The organism is Pseudorhizobium flavum (assembly GCF_044142885.1).
Lineage (GTDB): Bacteria > Pseudomonadota > Alphaproteobacteria > Rhizobiales > Rhizobiaceae > Neorhizobium > Neorhizobium flavum.
This window is the reverse complement of sequence record NZ_JBIOKZ010000001.1, coordinates 333,208-352,188: the sequence shown is the minus strand read 5'-3', so window position 1 is coordinate 352,188 and position 18,981 is coordinate 333,208. Positions and strand designations below refer to the sequence as shown.

General features: G+C 61.4%; 14 protein-coding genes and 1 tRNA gene. 11 read left to right on the top strand and 4 right to left on the bottom strand.

Annotated elements, in window-relative coordinates:
- The 4 genes from ACEPP2_RS01590 (at nt 1) to ACEPP2_RS01575 (ending at nt 4,068) form a co-directional block, all read left to right on the top strand.
- Nucleotides 1-1,098, top strand: coding sequence for a polyamine ABC transporter substrate-binding protein (locus ACEPP2_RS01590; protein WP_395515593.1), 1,098 nt, complete (start codon nt 1-3; stop codon nt 1,096-1,098).
- A 72-nt stretch (nt 1,099-1,170) separates the two neighbouring features.
- On the top strand, nt 1,171-2,325 hold the full coding sequence (locus ACEPP2_RS01585; protein ID WP_152341008.1) for an ABC transporter ATP-binding protein: 1,155 nt from the start codon (nt 1,171-1,173) through the stop codon (nt 2,323-2,325).
- 12 nt (nt 2,326-2,337) lie between these two features.
- Nucleotides 2,338-3,246, top strand: coding sequence for an ABC transporter permease subunit (locus tag ACEPP2_RS01580; protein WP_052637010.1), 909 nt, complete (start codon nt 2,338-2,340; stop codon nt 3,244-3,246).
- A 3-nt stretch (nt 3,247-3,249) separates the two neighbouring features.
- Complete coding sequence (locus ACEPP2_RS01575; protein WP_395515592.1) at nt 3,250-4,068, top strand: ABC transporter permease; 819 nt, start codon at nt 3,250-3,252, stop codon at nt 4,066-4,068.
- 69 nt (nt 4,069-4,137) lie between these two features.
- Here ACEPP2_RS01575 and ACEPP2_RS01570 read toward each other — a convergent pair whose 3' ends face one another.
- Nucleotides 4,138-5,973 carry an AsmA family protein gene (locus tag ACEPP2_RS01570; RefSeq protein WP_395515591.1) on the bottom strand — a complete coding sequence of 612 codons (1,836 nt, stop codon included), beginning with the start codon at nt 5,971-5,973 and terminating at the stop codon, nt 4,138-4,140.
- Nucleotides 5,974-6,149: 176 nt separating this feature from the next.
- Between ACEPP2_RS01570 and ACEPP2_RS01565 the strand changes: the two genes are divergently transcribed.
- Nucleotides 6,150-8,099, top strand: coding sequence for an acetoacetate--CoA ligase (locus ACEPP2_RS01565; RefSeq protein ID WP_395515590.1), 1,950 nt, complete (start codon nt 6,150-6,152; stop codon nt 8,097-8,099).
- 247 nt (nt 8,100-8,346) lie between these two features.
- Here ACEPP2_RS01565 and ACEPP2_RS01560 read toward each other — a convergent pair whose 3' ends face one another.
- Nucleotides 8,347-9,921: an ABC transporter permease gene (locus ACEPP2_RS01560; protein WP_395515796.1), complete on the bottom strand. Its 1,575-nt coding sequence runs from the start codon at nt 9,919-9,921 to the stop codon at nt 8,347-8,349.
- A 136-nt stretch (nt 9,922-10,057) separates the two neighbouring features.
- Nucleotides 10,058-13,636 carry an ATP-binding protein gene (locus ACEPP2_RS01555; RefSeq protein WP_395515589.1) on the bottom strand — a complete coding sequence of 1,193 codons (3,579 nt, stop codon included), beginning with the start codon at nt 13,634-13,636 and terminating at the stop codon, nt 10,058-10,060.
- A 221-nt stretch (nt 13,637-13,857) separates the two neighbouring features.
- Here ACEPP2_RS01555 and ACEPP2_RS01550 point away from each other — a divergent pair, with 221 nt between their 5' ends.
- From ACEPP2_RS01550 to ACEPP2_RS01535, 4 genes are all read left to right on the top strand, one after another.
- Nucleotides 13,858-14,304, top strand: a complete 447-nt coding sequence (locus ACEPP2_RS01550; RefSeq protein WP_077549116.1) for a phasin — start codon at nt 13,858-13,860, stop codon at nt 14,302-14,304.
- Nucleotides 14,305-14,431: 127 nt separating this feature from the next.
- Nucleotides 14,432-14,508: transfer RNA gene (locus ACEPP2_RS01545), tRNA-His, on the top strand.
- Nucleotides 14,509-14,744: 236 nt separating this feature from the next.
- Entirely contained in the window at nt 14,745-14,984 is a 240-nt protein-coding gene (locus ACEPP2_RS01540) for a helix-turn-helix domain-containing protein (protein ID WP_395515588.1), read from the top strand.
- 128 nt (nt 14,985-15,112) lie between these two features.
- A complete protein-coding gene (locus tag ACEPP2_RS01535; protein WP_395515587.1) occupies nt 15,113-16,249 on the top strand; it encodes a GNAT family N-acetyltransferase in 1,137 nt (378 codons plus the stop codon).
- 10 nt (nt 16,250-16,259) lie between these two features.
- Here the strand turns inward: ACEPP2_RS01535 and ACEPP2_RS01530 are convergent, their stop codons facing one another.
- Complete coding sequence (locus ACEPP2_RS01530; RefSeq protein WP_395515586.1) at nt 16,260-17,141, bottom strand: LysR family transcriptional regulator; 882 nt, start codon at nt 17,139-17,141, stop codon at nt 16,260-16,262.
- 107 nt (nt 17,142-17,248) lie between these two features.
- On the opposite strand from ACEPP2_RS01530, the gene ACEPP2_RS01525 reads away from it, so the two are divergent.
- Nucleotides 17,249-18,745 (top strand): CoA-acylating methylmalonate-semialdehyde dehydrogenase, encoded by a 1,497-nt coding sequence (locus ACEPP2_RS01525; RefSeq protein WP_395515585.1) that lies wholly within the window; start codon nt 17,249-17,251, stop codon nt 18,743-18,745.
- 105 nt (nt 18,746-18,850) lie between these two features.
- Nucleotides 18,851-18,973 (top strand): hypothetical protein, encoded by a 123-nt coding sequence (locus ACEPP2_RS01520; protein WP_268877031.1) that lies wholly within the window; start codon nt 18,851-18,853, stop codon nt 18,971-18,973.
- Nucleotides 18,974-18,981 lie beyond the last annotated feature (8 nt).

Sequence of the window (18,981 nt, the reverse complement as noted above, 5' to 3'; positions counted from 1 at the left end):
ATGAAGACCAAGCTGCTGCATCTTGCTGCAACCGTTGCCAGCCTCGCCGTGACCGCTACCGCCGCCATGGCCCAGGAACGGGTGGTGCATGTCTACAACTGGTCCGACTACATCGACGAGTCGGTGCTGGAAGACTTCACGAAGGAGACCGGCATCAAGGTCGTCTATGACGTGTTCGATTCCAACGAAATCGTCGAGACGAAGCTTCTGGCCGGTGGCTCCGGCTATGACGTCGTTGTTCCGACCGCACCTTTCCTGGCGCGCCAGATCCAGGCGGGCGTTTTCCAGAAGCTCGACAAGTCGAAGCTGCCGAACCTGTCGAACATGTGGCCGGAAATCACCGAGCGCCTGGCCAAGTACGACCCCGGCAACGAGTACGCGGTCAACTACATGTGGGGAACGACTGGGCTTGGCTATAACGTCGACAAGGTCAAGGCAGCGCTTGGCGACGTGCCGGTCGACAGCTGGGACATCCTCTTCAAGCCCGAAAATGCCGAGAAGCTGAAAGCCTGCGGCATCAACATCCTCGACGCCTCCGACGAGACCTTCGCGATCGCGATGAACTACGTCGGGAGGGATCCGGACAGCAAGGAGACGGCCGACCTTGAGGCAGGTGGCGAGGTTTACATGAACATCCGCCCGTTCGTGAAGACTTTCAACTCGTCGGCTTACATCGACGAACTGGCCAATGGCGATACCTGCATCTCGATGGGCTGGTCGGGCGACGTCCTGCAGGCTAAGGCAAGGGCGGAGGAGGCTGCGAACGGCGTGAACGTGGAGTACGTGATCCCGAAGGAAGGCACCTACATGTGGTTCGACAATCTGGCGATCCCGGCTGACGCCAAGAATGTCGAGGAGGCGCATGCCTTCATCAACTTCTTGATGAAGCCCGAGGTCATCGCCAAGGCCTCGAATTACGTCCAGTATGCGAACGGCAACCTGGCATCGCAGGAACTGCTCGACAAGGAAGTCCTGGAAAACCCCTCCGTCTATCCTCCCGCCGAGACAGTGTCGAAGCTCTTCACCATCTCTCCCTACGGGCCGCGTGAGCAACGCGTGCTTAACCGGATCTGGACCCAGATCAAGACCGGCAGCTGATACAGAGGGGCGGGCAGTGACCCGCCCTTCGCATTCTTGTCACTGATACCCGCAACGCTCGATGGAGCAGGCATGGCCAGATCTCTGGGACCCGTGAAACGGACGTTTTCTCCATGGACAGAACCCGACGCCGTACCATTCATCCGCTTTGAGAACATCACGAAGCGCTACGGCGATTTCACCGCCGTCAGTGAACTGAGCCTCGACATATACGAACGTGAGTTCTTTTCCTTGCTCGGCCCTTCGGGATGCGGCAAGACCACGCTGATGCGGATGCTGGCGGGGTTCGAGGAGCCGACGGAAGGTCGAATCCTGCTGCAAGGAAAGGACATCTCGGGTGTGCCGCCCTATCGGCGCCCGACCAACATGATGTTCCAGAGCTACGCGCTCTTCCCCCACATGACGGTGGAGAAGAATATTGCCTTCGGTCTCGAACAGGACAAGCTGCCGAAGGGAGAGATCGACGAGCGGGTCCAGGAAATGCTGAGGCTCGTCAGGCTGGAGGAGTTTGCGAAGCGCAAGCCCGGACAATTGTCCGGTGGCCAGCGGCAGCGCGTGGCTCTGGCCCGCTCCCTCGCAAAGCGTCCGAAAGTGCTTCTGCTGGACGAACCGCTGGGCGCCCTCGATCGCAAGCTGCGCGAGGAGACGCAGTTCGAACTGATGGATATCCAGCACACGCTGGGCCTGACGTTCCTGATCGTCACCCATGACCAGGAGGAGGCGATGACGGTCTCGGATCGCATTGCGGTGATGGACAAGGGTAGGATCGTTCAGGTTGCCACGCCTGCCGAGATCTACGAGGCGCCCAACAGCCGGTATGTCGCCGATTTCATAGGCGACATCAACATCATGGAAGGTACAGTCACCGGAGTGACCGGCGGCGGCTCATCGATGATCGTCACCATGAACTGTGACGGCTTGGCAGTTGCGGTGGAGCAGGAATGTGCGGCTGTCGAGGGAAGCAAGGCGGCCTTCGCCATTCGGCCGGAGAAAGTCCGCATCACTCTCGATCCTCCCTCCGATACGGGCGTCAATGCAGCCCATGGAGAGGTCTGGGATATCGGCTATCTCGGCGATTTTTCCGTCTTTCTTGTCAGGCTGGAGGACGGTCGGATCATCCGCGCCGCGCAGGCAAACGTCTCCAGGCTGGTCGATCGCCCGATTACCTTCGGCGACATGGTCTGGCTGAACTGGCCCAGGGATGCCGGGCTGATCCTGACCAATTGAGGGGAGTGGAGAATGGCTGACACTGCGGCACCTCCCCAGGCGGGACCAGCGAGATGGCTGGTCGTCATCATCCCATATCTGTGGCTGCTGCTCTTCTTTGCCGCGCCGTTCCTGATCATCCTGAAGATATCGCTGTCCGACACGGCGATCGCCATGCCTCCTTACCTGCCGGTCTTCGAGGGGCCTGGCATGCTCGGCGACTTCGTGCGCCAACTGGACCTCGAAAACTACAGCTTCCTCCTGGAGGACCCACTTTACCTGCAGTCCTACCTCTCCTCGTTGCGCATTGCGGCGATTTCGACCGTCCTCCTGCTGCTGATCGGCTATCCGATCGCACTCGCCATGGCCCGCGCACCGAATTCGTTGCGACCAACCCTGGTCATGCTGGTGATCCTGCCGTTCTGGACCTCGTTCCTGATCCGTGTCTACGCCTGGATTGGCATCCTGAAGCCTGAAGGACTTCTCACGGTTTTCCTTCAGGCGCTCGGCTTGCTGGGTCCTGACGAGCAGGTGCAGATCTATCGCACCGACATCGCCGTCTTCATCGGCATTGTCTATTCCTACCTCCCCTTCATGGTTCTCCCACTCTATGCCGCCCTGGAGAAGATGGACGGGACGCTGCTCGAGGCGGCCAGCGATCTCGGCTGCCCCCCCTGGAAGGCCTTCTGGAGGATCACGTTCCCGCTGTCCCTGCCGGGCGTCGTCGCCGGCTCGATGATCTGCTTCATCCCGATCACAGGTGAGTTCGTCATCCCCGACCTGCTCGGCGGGGCCCAGACACTGATGATCGGCAAGACCTTGTGGACGGAGTTCTTCGGCAATCGTGACTGGCCGCTCGCATCAGCCGTAGCGGTGCTCCTCCTGCTGGTGCTGGTGGTGCCGATCATGATCTTCCAGAACCAGCAGCAGAAGGTGAGGTGAGCCATGAAGTCCTCACGCTTTGACCCCATCATCCTCACCCTGGGCTTCGCCTTCCTCTACATTCCGATCATCATCCTGGTCATCTACTCTTTCAACGCCTCCCGGCTGGTGACCGTCTGGGGCGGGTTTTCGCTCCAGTGGTATGCGGCCATGTGGTCCAATCAGGGGCTGATGGATGCCGCCTGGGCCACGGCGCGGGTGGGGGTGCTGAGTGCCACGCTTGGGACCGTGCTGGGTACGCTCGCGGCACTTGCGCTGGTTCGCTTTTCACGATTCCCCGGGCGAACGGCATTTTCGGGAATGATCTATGCGCCGCTGGTCATGCCGGAGGTCATCACCGGACTGTCGCTGCTCCTGCTGTTCGTGGCGCTCAACGTCGATCGTGGCTTCTGGACGGTGACGATAGCCCATACGACCTTCACCATGTGCTACGTGGCGATTGTCGTCCAGTCGCGACTCCTCACCTTCGACCGCAGCCTCGAAGAGGCGGCACTCGATCTTGGCTGTCCGCCGGTCAAAGCCTTCTTCAAGGTCACGCTTCCGCTCATCATGCCGGCGGTGGTCGCGGGCTGGATGCTGGCCTTCACCCTCTCGCTCGACGATCTGGTCATCGCGAGCTTCACCACCGGACCCGGCGCGACCACCTTGCCAATCAAGATCTATTCGCAGGTGAGGCTGGGGGTGACGCCGGAGATCAACGCAATCTGCACGATTCTCATCGGCCTGGTGACGATCGGTGTCATTTTCGCCTCCATCGCATCAAAGCGTGCAGAGCTCAGGCGCATCCGCGACGAGCATGTTGCTCTGCGGGGAACAACTTGAAGGGACGAAGGCGCCAGCCTTCCGGTCGGCGCCTCACGCCAATCAGTGGCGGTGGTGGCCGAGGTGGGCTTAATCGGATGAAGCCGGAATGGCCGGTGGCATCAAGGCAATTACCATCGGCTCCGAAAGAGAGCCGCCGATGAACAGCACGTTCTCCTCACCCTGCTGTTCTCGTCTGCTGATCGTCGCCGAGAGCGCCAGACCGCCGTCCGTCAGTGGAAGCGCGCCTGAAAATTCCACGCGCAGGCCGTTGCCTTCGATGATGGCCGTCTCGATCTCCGCCAAACCACGTGCGAACGTCGCAGAAAGCGCAAGGCTCTGGTAGTCAAAGTCCTGGCCGTCCGGGTTCGTCAGGGGCTGGTACCGTCCCTGGCGTGCACGGGTCAGGATCGTTTCCGGTTCCAGACCGGCCAAGGTGCCCGGGCCGGTCGTCATGCGAAAGGAGCCCCGGCCCTTGCGCCAGCCCCTCCAGCCGTCCTCCGTCGTTGCCAATGTCACTTCGAAGGAGCCCTGGGCTTGAGGAACCGGGCCACGCAGCCTTAGCGTCTCGAAGATCTCCCCGAGGTCGGCGTTCCGGACAGAGACCGTGACATCGGTGGTGAGCTTTCCCGCCCCTACGGAGGTGATGACCTGACCAGTCATGTCGCCCCCTCCGAGCGTTCCATCCACAAGATCAAAGCGGGACTGACCGTTCTCACGAAGGATGCTTACCGCCGCCTGGGTGAGCGAAAGGTTGGCGAGCGAAACGTCCTGTCCCGAAAGACGCAAGTCGAGCTCCATCCGGTCCAAGAAACTGCCTTTCCCGTCGCCGTCAGGCTTTGGTCTCGTCGCTGCCTGCAGGTCGGCGAGGTCGAAGCGGTTCGCGGCTAGCGTCCCCGTCACGCGCAGGGGGCGATCCTGCGGGAGCAGCAGGTCAATTATTCCCGTCGCTTCCATCCACTCTGTCGTGAGATGCAGTTCATCAAAGCGCAGTGCTCTCTCAGTTGTCAGCAGCCGGGCCTCGATCGACAATCGTCCATCTGATGCAAGGTCTGAAATCGGCACTCCTGCCCATGCGAGAGCAGCTTGCGCGTTTGGTGTTGAGAGCTTGACTGGTCCGGACAGGAAGCCTCCTTTCGCGAGGTCTGCGGTTCCGGCAAACTCGGCTGCCAGCAGGTCCGAGTTGAGGGAGAGTTCAAGGGACGCAGACCGACCCGCAAGAAGGAGTAGAGGCTGACCTGAGGAGCCGGAAAGCTGCAATGCCTGCCCATTGACCACCGCCGTCACATGCAGCGAGGCTGGCTCGGACAGTCGGGGCCAATCGAGATCACCCGTAATTCCACGCCCCGACCAGACGCGCCCAGTCGCAGCGTCTTTCACCTCGACCCGACCGTTGTTGATCGTGACATCGCCCAGGGCAAGGTCCAGTGACCGATCGAGAACCACGCGTCCGTCCACCTCGACAGCACTGCGTATTGCGCCAGTGAGCCGACCCTCCTGCGCCCAATCCAGGCGGCCCTCCTCGTCACGCAAGAGGAATATCTCCGGGTCGAAGAACGTGAAGTCGCGAAACTCCAGGCTTCCCCCCATCGCCTTGAGGAGGCGGAAGTCAGCCGTCATCCGCGAGACGCGCGCCAGAACGCGAATGCCTGAGGGCGTTTGTTTCGTGACGACGATACGGCTGACCTCGATTTCGGGCTCGGGCCAGAAGCTGAGTTTTGGAGGTCCTTCTATGCGAACATCATGGCCAGTCCAATCGGACAGCGCACGCTCTATTCCATCCCGTACGATCGAGCTGGAGATCAGAACAGGCGCCAGCGCCTGAACAGCCAGCACTAGCCCCACAAGAAGCAGGATACCCGCGCCGAACGGACGCCACGAGCGGCGAAACAGTCGCTTCGAGGATACGCCAACTCCCTCTGCCATAGGCCTCCTAAGCCTCGCGGGCTCTCGCGGTAGTCTTGATCAAGTTGCTGGGTCAGGCCTGCGGATACAGGAAATGGGCTTCTGGCGCAAACTGGGCTCCGGATCAGATCATTGGCCGTTTATCTTGCGCTGCAGCATTGCTATAGGGAAGGTGTTCTTGGGATGGAGGAGACCCTATGAATTCTGATCAGCCGCTATGGACACCGTCGGACCTTCGACAGGATTTGCCACTTCGATCGTTCATGTCCTGGTGCGCCGGACGACATGGAAGCCCCACGACCTCCGTGGATGACTTCCATGCGTGGTCTGTGAGGGAACCGGAGGCATTCTGGATGGCCATCTGGCAGTTCTGCGGCGTCAAGGGGGAGCCTGGCGCTCGTTTGCTGGTGAACGGTGGCGATATGCTCGGAGCCCGCTTCTTTCCGGACGCCAGGTTGAATTTCGCGGAAAACCTCCTGTCCCAGCGCGGTGCTGGCGAAGCCATCATCTTCAGAGGGGAGGACAAGGCTCGCGATACATGGTCATGGGATCGCCTCCGCGACAACGTTTCCCGCCTCCAGCAGGCGATGCGGGCGGCCGGCATCCGGGAAGGTGATCGCGTCGCTGCGATGATGCCCAACATGCCTGAGACCGTGGCGCTAATGCTCGCGGCGGCGTCGATCGGCGCCGTCTGGTCCTCCTGTTCGCCGGATTTTGGTGAGCAGGGTGTGCTGGACCGGTTCGGCCAGATTGCCCCCAAGCTCTTCATCGCCTGTGATGGCTATTGGTACAATGGAAAGCTGCAGGACGTCGCGGACAAGGTCCGGACGGTTGCCGCTGCGCTTGCCGTTCCGGTGCTGGTCGTCCCCTATGCCGGTGATGCGCCGGCGCTCGCCGCTTCGCTTGCCGACGGTCGGACGTTTGCGGACTTCATTGCCCCGTTCGAGGCGCGCGAGGTCGAATATCTGCTCCTTCCCTTCGCGCACCCACTCTACATCCTCTTCTCGTCTGGAACGACAGGCGTGCCGAAGTGTATCGTTCATTCCGCCGGCGGGGTCCTGCTCCAACACCTGAAGGAGCACCGCCTTCACTGCAGCATCGAGCCGGGCGAGAGGCTGTTCTACTTCACCACCTGCGGGTGGATGATGTGGAACTGGCTGGTGTCGGGGCTCGCGGTCGGAGCGACGCTCTGCCTGTTCGATGGTTCGCCCTTCGCACCGGATGAAAAAGTGCTGTTTGATTATGCCCAGGATGAGCGGTTCGCTGTATTCGGGACTTCGGCCAAATACATCGACGCGGTACGCAAGAGCGGACTCGTTCCGCGAGAGACCCACGACTTGTCCCATTTGCGGCTGATGACCTCGACGGGATCACCGCTCTCTCCCGAGGGCTTCTCCTTCGTCTATGAAGGCATCAAGTCGGACATCCACCTTGCGTCCATCTCCGGGGGGACGGACATCGTCTCCTGCTTCGTGCTCGGCAACCCGCTTAAGCCGGTCTGGCGGGGTGAGATCCAGGGACCGGGGCTTGGGCTGGCGGTCGATATCTGGAACGATAACGGGCAGCCCGTGCGCGGAGAAAAGGGCGAACTCGTCTGCACGAAGCCATTTCCCTCCATGCCGATCAGGTTCTGGAATGACCCGGAAGGCGAGAAGTATCGAGCCGCCTACTTCGACCGGTTCGAGAATGTCTGGTGCCATGGCGACTTCGCCGAGTGGACCGAGCATGGCGGCATCATCATCCATGGGCGCTCGGATGCGACCCTCAATCCAGGCGGGGTGCGCATCGGTACCGCCGAGATCTATAATCAGGTCGAACAGCTTCCGGAGATCGCCGAGGCCATCTGCATCGGCCAGGATTGGGACGGGGACGTGCGCGTCGTCCTCTTCGTACGCCTGGCGCCGGGGGCCGTGCTCGATGATCGACTTGTCAAGGCCATCAGGAGCAAGATACGCACCGGCGCTTCCCCGCGGCATGTCCCGGCCAAGGTCATTGCCGTTGCGGACATACCAAGGACCAAGTCCGGCAAGATCGTCGAACTGGCGGTAAGGGATGTGGTCCATGGCCGGCCGGTTAAGAACAAAGAAGCCTTGGCCAATCCGGAGGCGCTGGACCTTTTCGCTGACCTCCCCGAGCTCCGGACTTGATCGGCAGGATGACGCGGAGGACCCTCTAATCGAGACACATCCGCTTCAGTTTGGGGCGGGGCTGACGGTTGCCAGAGATCGTGTGCCACTTTAACGCATCGTTAAGTCGCCCCGGCAAAGATTGCAGCAGTAGCGGGCGACATCGCCAAACCCGTCCGAAGCAACAGGCGCTTGGGTCATCAGGATGTCCGAACGCACGTGACACAGCATTACCTCGAAAGGCGGCTTTGGCCGCCTTCTTTTTTGATCAGCGCTGCCTGTCCAGGGAACGTGAAACGATCAGGACCGGAAGCAAGCCGGCAAGGATGATGATCATCGCGGCAACCGAAGCATCTTCGATCCGGGCACGGGAAGCATCCTCGTAGACCAGCGTGGCGAGCGTGTTGAAGTTGAACGGCCGCAACAGCATCGTGGCCGAAAGCTCCTTCAGGGTTTCGATGAAGACCATGAGCGCCGCCGTCATCAACGCTGGGCCAAGATTGGGAAGGAGAATGGTCGCCAGCGTCTGGCGTTGGTTGCGCCCAAGCGTTCGGGCGGCCATGTCCAGGTGAGGAGAGAGTTTGTGGAACCCGGCTTCCAATGTTCCCTCCGCCATGGTCATGAACCGGGCGGTGCAGGCATAGACGATCGCCGCGCCGCTACCCGAGAGAAGAAGGCCGGTCGATATGCCGACATTCGAACGAAGGAAGCCGTCGACTGCATTGTCAAAACCGGCCATGGGAATAAGCACGCCAATGGCAAGGACTGTGCCGGGGACGCCATAGCCGAGGGAGGCGATGCGCCCCGCCATCGTGGCGCCGGATGACCGGTCGTTGCGGATAGAGTAGGCAAGGACAAGGCCGAACAGGACGGCGATCATCGCGGTCAGCGAGGAAACGACCAGGCTGTTCCAGAGCGCGTCGAGCAGCCGAGGATCGAGATAGTCGCCGAGCCGTCGGGAGGCGAACCCGCCGAGGACAACGACCGGAATTGCAAAGCCGGTCACGACCGGAAGAAGGCAGAACGCCGTTGCACCCGCAGCTGCCACGCCGATAAGTCGGGTTCGCACAACGTCATGTACCGCGCCGGTGGTCCGGTTCGTGGAGAAGCGCTGGCTGCGACGCGCCGCCTGCTCGAGCCAGATCAGAAGCGCGACGATCCCCAGCATCACGGCAGCGATCTGTGCCGCCCCGCTCAGGCTGCCCCGGTTCAGCCATGTATCATAGACGGAGAAGGTCAGGGTATTGATGCCGAGGAATTGCACGGCGCCGATATCGTTCAAAGTCTCCATCGTTACCAGCGTCAGGCCGATCATGATCGCGGGGCGCGCCATCGGGATCTGAATGCGCCAGAACACTCTGGCCGGACTGGCGCCGAGCGTCCGTGCAACATCGGCGGCGGCTCGCCCCTGCATGAGGAACATCGAGCGACAGGCGAGGTAGACGTACGGATAGAGCACCGAACTCAGGACGAGAACCGCGCCACCCATCGACCGAATGTCCGGGAACCAGTACTCGCGAGAGCTTTGAAAGCCGAAGGCTGCGCGGTAGGCCGTCTGCAGAGGGCCTGTGAAATCCGTGAACTCGCCGAAGGCATAGGCGGCAAGATAGGACGGGATCGCAAGCGGCAAGACGAGCATGACCGACAGCATGCTGCGCATGGGGAATTCGTAGCTCGTAACCAGCCATGCCGTAAGAGTACCGACAAGGGCACATACAAGCCCCGTCAGGCCCAGAAGTTGCAGGGTGCGCAGGCTTGCGCGGGGGATGACGGTGGACGCAACATGCCGCCACGTATCGTCGCCCCCCTGGAACGCGATCCACACGACGGCAATGACCGGCATGGCGACGACGGCAGCCGTGACGATCGCCAGGGCAGACGTGGCGCGGCGGGGACGCCGGGGTGAGCTACTGGCCGGATACGGGGGAACCTGCAAGCTTGATCCTCTAGAAGTTGAGGAACTGCTAAGCCGGCAGACCTCAATTCGCAAGCACCCGCTGCGGCGGGAAGGTTATTTCGACCAGTGTCCCTTCGCGCGGCGCAGAGCTGATTGAGAAGCTCGCGCGATTGGCATCGACCATGGCCTTGGTCAGGGGAAGCCCCAGACCGGTGCCGTCTCCGCGCTTTCTCGTGCTACCCGCGACCTGCCGGAACGGCTTCATGGCGACCTCCAGCTCCTCCCGGCTCATGCCGATGCCGGTGTCCCGGATGCGCAGGACGACGCTTCCGTTTCCTTCATAGGCCGTGGACACCACGATCTGCCCTCCGGAGGGCGTGAAGCGGATTGCATTGGAGAGGATGTTGAGGACGATTTGCTTCACCGAGCGAAGGTCGGCAACGACCTGCGGCACGGAGTGGGAGAGGGCTGTCCGGATGATGACCCGCTGGCCGTTCGCCTGTGGCTGCAACAGCGAGACTGCCTCCGACACCGTTTCGTTGAGCTCGACTGGGATAAAGTCGAGTTCCATTTCTCCGGCCTCGATCTTCGATATGTCGAGGAGGTCGTTGACGATGTCCAGCACATGTCGGCCCGAGCGCACGATGTCGCTCGCATATTCCACATAGCGTGGGTGGCCGACCGGGCCGAAGTGCTCCGTTGCCATCAGGTCCGCAAAGCCGATAATGGCGTTCAGGGGCGTCCGGATTTCATGGCTTACATGGGCCAGAAACTCGCTCTTGTGAGCGTTCGCGGCCTCAGCCACGCGCTTTGCCGTTCGCAGTTCCTCTTCCGTCCTCTTCCACTGGGTCACGTCACGGATCACCGCGCAGAAGCCGTTGGAAGAGGTCAGCCTCCCGATGGTCATGAAAAGCGGGATGAACCCTCCGGAGGCCTCGCGTCCGATAACCTCCCGGCCATCATTGAGGACGCTGGCGACGCCATGTCCGGAAAGACCTGCGAGATAGTCGACGATTGCCTTCTGGCTTTCATGGGCGAAGAGCATCACGAAGGGTTTGCCCTCAGTCTCGTCGTTATCGTAGTTGAAAAGTGCGCTGGCGGACCGGTTCATCGAGCGGATGGTTCCGTCGATGTCGATGACGACGACGCCATCTGTCGCAGTCTCGAGGATCGCCCTCAGTTCTTCCACCTCCACCTGAAGGCGCGCCGCCTGCTCGGGAATTGGCCTTGCGAGCGGAATGATTTCGGCCCGATGTTCCTTCTCCGCCACCGGCTCTGCAGCGATCGGGATCATGGCGAGCATGAGCGCAGTGGCATCCTCGAATCGGACGGACTGAAGACGCGCGGTCACCGGAACGATCACGTCGTCGGCTCGAACAAGCACCAGCCCGCTGGCCTGGTTGGCCGCGTTGTCGAGATCCTGCCGCTGCAGCAGCGCATCGAGCCCGCCAACGTGTGCCAGCGCCTCAAGCGACGGATAGCCCGTCAGGCGCAGGAATTCCGGATTGGCATGGATGAGCCGGTCACCGGCATGCACCAGGAGCGCAACCGGCATCTGGTCCAGGATCTCTCCCGACAATCCCATACGTTCGCGGGCAGCAGGCATGTAGGAAACTCTTTCGCCGTCTGCGGTATCGGACTGGTGGTGGTCGAGCTCGCTCTCTTCCACTGCCGGGCGCTGCTCCTCAGCAGGTGGCGCCTCTCGCGCATCGTTTGGCTCAGTCAAGTCTGCCGATGACAGGTCGTCGTCTCCCTCCGCCTCTGAAGAAGGCGGTGACACCGCCCGCTTATCTTCCAGCGTGTCGGGCAAGGCTTGAACCTCATCGGCATTTACGCCTGCTCCCTCCTGACTGCTGGGGTCCTCATCCCCCGGGGGGCGGCGGCCTATGAAGCCGTCAAGCTGACGGGCGATCTCGCGGAACGCGGCCTGTTCGACAGGTGACAGGCCCTCTCGCCGGATCCGGCGATCCGGTAGCTGCACGACCTTGTCGGTGCTGGCGGGCGCGGGAGCCTCCACCACGCGAAGTGCAGGCTTTTCATTCTCCGGCAGTTGGAGATCGATTTCTGCGCCGCGGTTTGCCGCCTCTGTCATCGACGGTTCGGGCAGTTCACTATCGAGTTCGGCATCGAAGGCCGGCTCGATCTCTGGAACGGCTTCCTCAGGTGTCGTCAAGTCTTCCCTTGTCGCGGCTTCGCCGGATGCAACGTCGTCCGAAACGGAGGAGGAGACCTCTTCGGTCTCTTGGAGTGGTGACGCTTCCGCGCGCGTTTCGTTCGCGTCAGAGGCGAGACTGATGCCGAGCGCATCGGGGTCCTCGGTTACATCGCCGACACGGATGATGCCGAACCCGCGGAACCCGTCGAAGACGCGGTCGCGGGTGTAGGTCGGCAACGCCGCGAGATCGATCGGAACCTTCAATGAAGTTCCCTCGACGGGCCACCAGATCGTCTTGCCGGACCAAGTATCGCGGCGGCGCAGAAGATCCTGCAGTTTGTTCTCCGGATCGAGTTTGAAGCGCGCTGAAACGTCTGCAAAGGTCGAACCGGCAATGTCCGCAGAGCGGGGACCGACGGTTCGCGCAAACTCGTCGGAAATCTCCTGGAAACGCCCCTCCGCATCGATCTTCCAGACGAAGCGGGTGGCGCGGGTATCGCGACGGAAAACGAAGCGAGTTTCCGAAGGAGGCTCTTCGCGCGGTGGGGTCGGCGGCTCGGCCGGCGCCTCATCGACCACGCCTTCACCTGGGAGCGTCACCGTTGTCGCCTGCGCCTCGCCGCTTTGAGGGGGGAGGGTCCTGCCGCCCTCGTCCGAGTCGTCGTCCTCTTCACCGCCTGCCAGATCGACATCGAGCGTCACCAGCTCCTCCGCGTCGGAGGTTTCCTCGATATGCGCGACCGCATCGATGGCGGCGTCGGAGCTATCTGCGTCTCGGGACCTGACTTCCATGGCCGCAGCCGGGTCATTGCCGATCGCTTCAGGTGCCAGATCCATGCCGGCAGCGGCCGTCTCCACGACGAGCAGCAGATAGAGCGCCGGATCGTCGGAGAGCTTGCCCATTGCCGCAGGAAGATAACCCTTGGAGGTCGGGACCGGGCGTTTGACCAGGCGGTTCGTCTCATTGTTCGCGATGGTTACGAGCATCTGCGCGGTATGCGGTGTCAGCCCAAGTGTCGGAAATGCTTTCGATGCCTCGGCCACCACTCCGTCGGCGCCGAGCACCGCCACGTGGATGTGGGGATCATCGAGCCCATCGATTAGCCCCGACGCCGTTGCAGCAGCCGCGCCGCCAGTTCCTCCGACAGGAGCGGTGAAAAGCACCCCTGCCTCGCCGGAAAGGTCGATCGGCATGCAGCGCGCCATGACGGGCACCGCTCGGAAGCCGGCAGCGACGCGGATGGTGAGGGTTTCGAGAATAGAGGAGCGTTCAACCCGCGACGCGACGCTTCTGACCTGCCGAAAGAGAAGATCGTTCTGATCTGGGCCCTGGTCGAGAAAGTCATAGACGGACCCGTAACCGAACAGGCCAGCGCCGCGACCGTTGGACCACAGGACCGTGGACATGTCGGCTGAGAACAGCACGATCGCATCGCCGGCCGCATACCGGTTACGAACACGTTCGTGAACCGCGATGTCGATGAACGGGTACTGTGTGGCAGGCATGGAAGGGCCCCGACGTCACGAGCGTAAAGAGGGTTCTTAACATAGTGTTAATAGCCGGAACGCCGATTTGGGTCCACAATGACTGCGCCCTAACGCCCCGAAAGGTTAACGAGAAAATGGTGCGGCGCACAATTATGTTGCAATGCACAATGAGATCTATTATATACGGCTCATGAAGCTTCGGTCACCTTCCGAAGATACCAAGTATAAGGAATACGAGGATGGCATACCGCAACGATGATATCTTCTCCTTCAGCGCCTTTGACCCGGCCAAGCTGACGGACAGCTTCCGTGAATTTGCCGAGAAGGGCGCAGCCCAGTCTCGCGAAGCCTATGCAAAGGTAAAGGCTGCGACCGAAGAGGCGACGAAGACGGTCGAGACCACCATGCAGTCCGCTCAGGCCGGCTCCGTGGAAGTTGGCCTCAAGGCCATCGAGGCTCTTCGCACCAATGCCGATCTTTCGCTTTCCCACATGGAAGCGCTTCTTGGCGTGAAGTCCGTCGCTGAATTCGTGGAGCTGCAGACGAGCTTCGTCCGCAAGCAGGCCGAACTGACCGTCGATCAGGCTCGCAGCATCCAGGATGCCACACGCAAGCTCGCAGAAGCGGTCAGCCAACCCGGCAAGGAGGCTGCCGAAAAGGCCATGTCGACTTTCAAGGCCGCCTGATTTTCAGCATCGAGAAGAGGAAGGACCGGCGGCGAAGAAGCCCCGGTCCTTCTTTTCGTATGGGGGCTTGCAAAAACAGCCCGATGCTCGTATTTGACCCGAAAAGCCGCCGCGGCGGCTTGCATGTGCGGTTGTAGCTCAGTTGGTTAGAGCGCAGGTTTGTGGCACCTGAGGTCGCTGGTTCAACTCCAGCCAACCGTACCATTTCTCTTGATCCCGATGCGCTGCAGGTGAGCCGCGAGTGGCTGCGAACTAGTCACTGTTCTGTCTTTCTGCGGCACGCATAGGGGAAGCCACGACTTGAGCAGTCGGTCTGGGTCGGCTGACTTGCATCCACTCGGCCAAGAACCTACTCTTTATTGCGGCGCACGCTATTTATGCTGCCGTACTCCTTGCACATATCGCCTCCGGCGCAAGACAATCGTAGAAGGGTTCCTCCTATGTCTATTTCCATGAGCAATTTCGCCCCTGCAGTGAAGACTGGTATCTCCGCTGATCGTATTTCAGCCATTCTCAGCGAAGCGCGTCAGGAGCGAAGCTATACGCTTGAGCAGCTGGCCGTGACCACCGGCCTGACCGTGGACGAACTGAAGGCGGTCGAAGATGGCGGTGTAACGGATCCGGCGCTCGTGCAGCGCATCGCGTCTGCTCTCGGTCTGCCGCCTGCCGCTCTTCTCTGAAGGCAGGCGTCGGATTGACGTCAGAGCCAGCAAAAACAGCGAAATGAACCTCGTCCGTAAACGTAATCTTGACGGGAAGATGTCATCCCTGCGGCATCTCGAACGACGAGAGCCGGCGGGGCGACAGCGTGGAAAAACCCTTTCTGATTGAGGTTCGGAACCGGCTGGATGACCTCTCGTCCGACTGGCCCGTCGGCGCCCCATCCCACCAGGCCCAGACACTGCAGCACGCCTTCCAATCACGCACCTTTCTTCAGGTGTGGCTGGAAAGCTTCGGGCGGTCCCGCACGCAAAGCTTCCATTTCGTGGAGGTAAGGGACCGAGCCCGCCAACCCTTGCTTTTCATGCCGCTTCGCATCCTCAGGGCAGGCGGCGCAAGACTGCTGCAGTTCGTGGACCAGGATGCCGCAGACTATAACGCTCCGGTGCTTTTTCCATCGGAGATGACGTGGAGCCGCGAGACCGCGGAGCAACTCTGGCAGCAGGTGCTCGCAGAGCTTCCGCCCGTCGATGTCGTCGAGCTGACGAAGATGCCGGGGGACGTAGAGGGCTTGCTGAACCCGCTTGTCTTCCTGGGGAGCGGAGTCAATGAACTCTCGTGTCATGCAACGGACCTGAGGCGCCCCTGGGCCGAGATCGACGGGGAAATACCTCGGCGCACGACGCTGATGCGCAAGATCAGGGGCCTGGAACGCTTGGGCCCCCTCGGATTCCACCTTGCTGAGACGGAAGACGAGGTGAGGCGGGTGACCGCGGTGATGCTTCGGCAGAAGCAGCGCCGTTTCGAGGAGACCAAGGTTCCGGGCTTTGACGTCGATCGCGATAAGTTCGACTTCTTCGACCGCGGTACGGCCCGCTTTCATCGAGATGGCATGCTCAGGCTCTTCTACCTCACCGCCGGCGAGACGGTGGTGGCTACCATCTGGGGTCTGGTCAGCGGCAAGCGGTACTACGCCATCATGCTCTCCTTCGAGGGCGACGAGTGGACGAAGCATTCCCCCGGCAGCATTCTCTTCTACAAGGCCCTCGAATGGCTTCATCGGAACGGCTTCGAGTGGATGGACCTCGGGATCGGCAACGAACCCTGGAAGCTGGAAAGCTGCAGGACGACAATCCCCCTCGTCGAACGGCGCGAGGCACTGACGCTCCGCGGACGCCTCTACCTGGCGCGTCTGAGTTTGATGGAGAAGATTCGCGGAACGCCTGTCTACCAGCGGCTGCGGCCGCTGAAATGGGTCGTTCTGAGGAAATTGTCTGTGCGCTGACGATCTCGCGTCATAGGAAGATATGACGCTCTTCGTGAACGATGTCGTTCAGGTAGCGGACCAGCGTCTTGATCCGCATCAGGTCGCGACTGCTCTCATGATAGGTCGTCCAGTAGGCCCGGCGGATCACCACGTCAGGGAGAATGCGGACGAGTTCCGGGTACTGGCGAGCGATGTAGTCGTGCAGGATCCCGATGCCGGCTCCTGAGCGTACGGCCTCGGTCTGGCCGATGGCGCTGGAGACTTCCAGCGTCGCATCCCAGTCGCGCATCACCTCCCCGGTGAAGTTGAGCGAAGGCGAGAAGATCAGGTCCTCAACATAGCCGATGCGAGGATGATGCCGCAGGTCCTCGAGCCCGCCCGGCATTCCACGCGCTTTCACATGGGCGCGCGATGCATAGAGGCCCAAGGTATAATCCGTAAGCTTGGAGGAGATGAGCCGCCCTTGTTCCGGCCGCTCGATCGTTATGGCCACGTCCGCTTCCCGCTGTGACAGCGAGAAGGAACGAGGAACGGGCACGAGTTGCACCTTTAACTGAGGGTGCTGCTGCATGAGCCTTCCCAGGCGCGCTGCGAGGAACGACACACCAAATCCGTCCGGCGCGCCAAGCCGGACCGTGCCGGCCACGCTCGTATCGATCTGGCCGGTCGCAGCCTGCGCCGCCAGCATCTCGGCTTCCATCCGCTCGGCGGCGGCAAGGTAGACCTCTCCCTCCGCTGTGAGTTCGCATCCGTTCGTTCGCCGAACCAGAAGCCTTGTCCCCAGGGCGTGCTCAAGCGCCGTCATCCGACGCCCCAAGGTTGCGTGATTGATCCCCAGCCGTCGCGAAGCGGCGAGAAGCTGGCCACTTCGCGCGACGGCAAGGAAAAGCCGCACATCATCCCAGTCCACGGGTCACCTATCGACAAAAATGCACAACAGATGCGTAAACTATCCCGTTGCGTTGTGCAAATTTGTTTGCCACTCTGCGGGCCGTCGAGCTATCGGAGGAGTCTTCCATGTACGAGATCGGTCATTTCATCGGCGGCAAGCGCGTTGCCGGCCAGAGCGGGCGCACCGCAAACATCTTCAATCCCGCGACCGGAGAGGTCCAGGGGACGGTTTCCCTGGCGAGTGACGCGGAGCTCAGTGCTGCCGTCGAAGCGGCGAAGGCTGCCCAGCCCGCCTGGGCCGCGACCAATCCCCAGCGCCGGGCACGGATTTTCATGAAGTTCGTGGAACTGCTGAACGAGAACATGGATGAACTTGCGGAAATTCTTTCCCGCGAACATGGCAAGACCATAGAGGACTCCAAGGGCGACCTCGTCCGTGGCCTGGAGGTCTGCGAGTTCGTCATCGGTATCCCGCATCTTTCCAAGAGCGAATTCACCGAAGGCGCCGGCCCCGGCATCGACATGTACTCGATCCGCCAGCCGGTCGGCATCGGCGCCGGCATCACCCCGTTCAATTTCCCCGGCATGATTCCGATGTGGATGTTCGCGCCGGCCATCGCATGCGGCAACGCTTTCATCCTGAAGCCGTCGGAACGCGACCCATCGGTTCCGATGCGCCTCGCGGAACTGATGATCGAGGCCGGCCTGCCGGAAGGCGTTCTGAACGTCGTGAACGGCGACAAGGCAGCCGTGGACGCCATCCTTGCACATCCGTACATCGGCGCCGTCTCTTTCGTGGGCTCCACGCCGATCGCCCGCTATGTCTATGGCACGGCCACGACCAATGGAAAGCGTGCCCAGTGCTTCGGCGGCGCGAAGAACCACATGATCATCATGCCGGATGCCGATCTTGATCAGGCCGCCAATGCATTGATCGGCGCGGGCTACGGTTCCGCCGGCGAACGCTGCATGGCGATCTCCGTGGCTGTTCCGGTTGGGGAAGAGACTGCGAACCGCCTGATCGACAAGCTGACCCCGATGGTCGAGAGCCTTCGCATCGGTCCTTACACGGATGACAAGGCCGACATGGGGCCGCTCGTTACCAAGGAAGCGCACACGCGCGTTCGCGGGCTGATCGATCGTGGCGTAGAGGAGGGCGCGAAGCTTGTCGTCGACGGTCGTGACTTCAAGCTGCAGGGCTATGAGAACGGCTATTTCGTCGGCGGCTGCCTCTTCGATCATGTGACGCCCGACATGGACATCTACAAGACCGAAATCTTCGGTCCGGTGCTTTCCGTCGTGCGCGCGAGAAATTATGAAGAAGCTCTAGAGCTGCCGATGAAGCACGAATACGGAAACGGTGTCGCCATCTACACCCGCGACGGTGATGCCGCCCGCGACTTCGCCAGCCGTATCAATATCGGCATGGTCGGGGTTAACGTGCCGATCCCGGTGCCGCTCGCCTACCACACCTTCGGCGGCTGGAAGGCCTCGTCCTTCGGCGACCTCAATCAGCACGGGACGGATTCGATCAGGTTCTGGACGCGCACCAAGACGGTCACATCCCGCTGGCCGTCGGGTATCAAGGACGGGGCCGAATTCTCCATCCCGACGATGAAGTAAGCCGTCACCGCAAAAGAAGGCTCCGCAAATGCAGAGCCTTCTTTTTTAGCATATGTTGACGTTCAGTCCGGCCGCCCTACTTCGCTTGCGCTAGGGAGCGGGACGATGGTTTACGAATGGGATGAGAGGCGTGCGAGACGCGCCTATTGGAGCAGGGTTGCCGTGGTCGCGATAATTGTTCTGGCGCTCGTCGGAGCATTCGCCTGGACGGCAGCAGCCGTGCTTTGATCTACCGC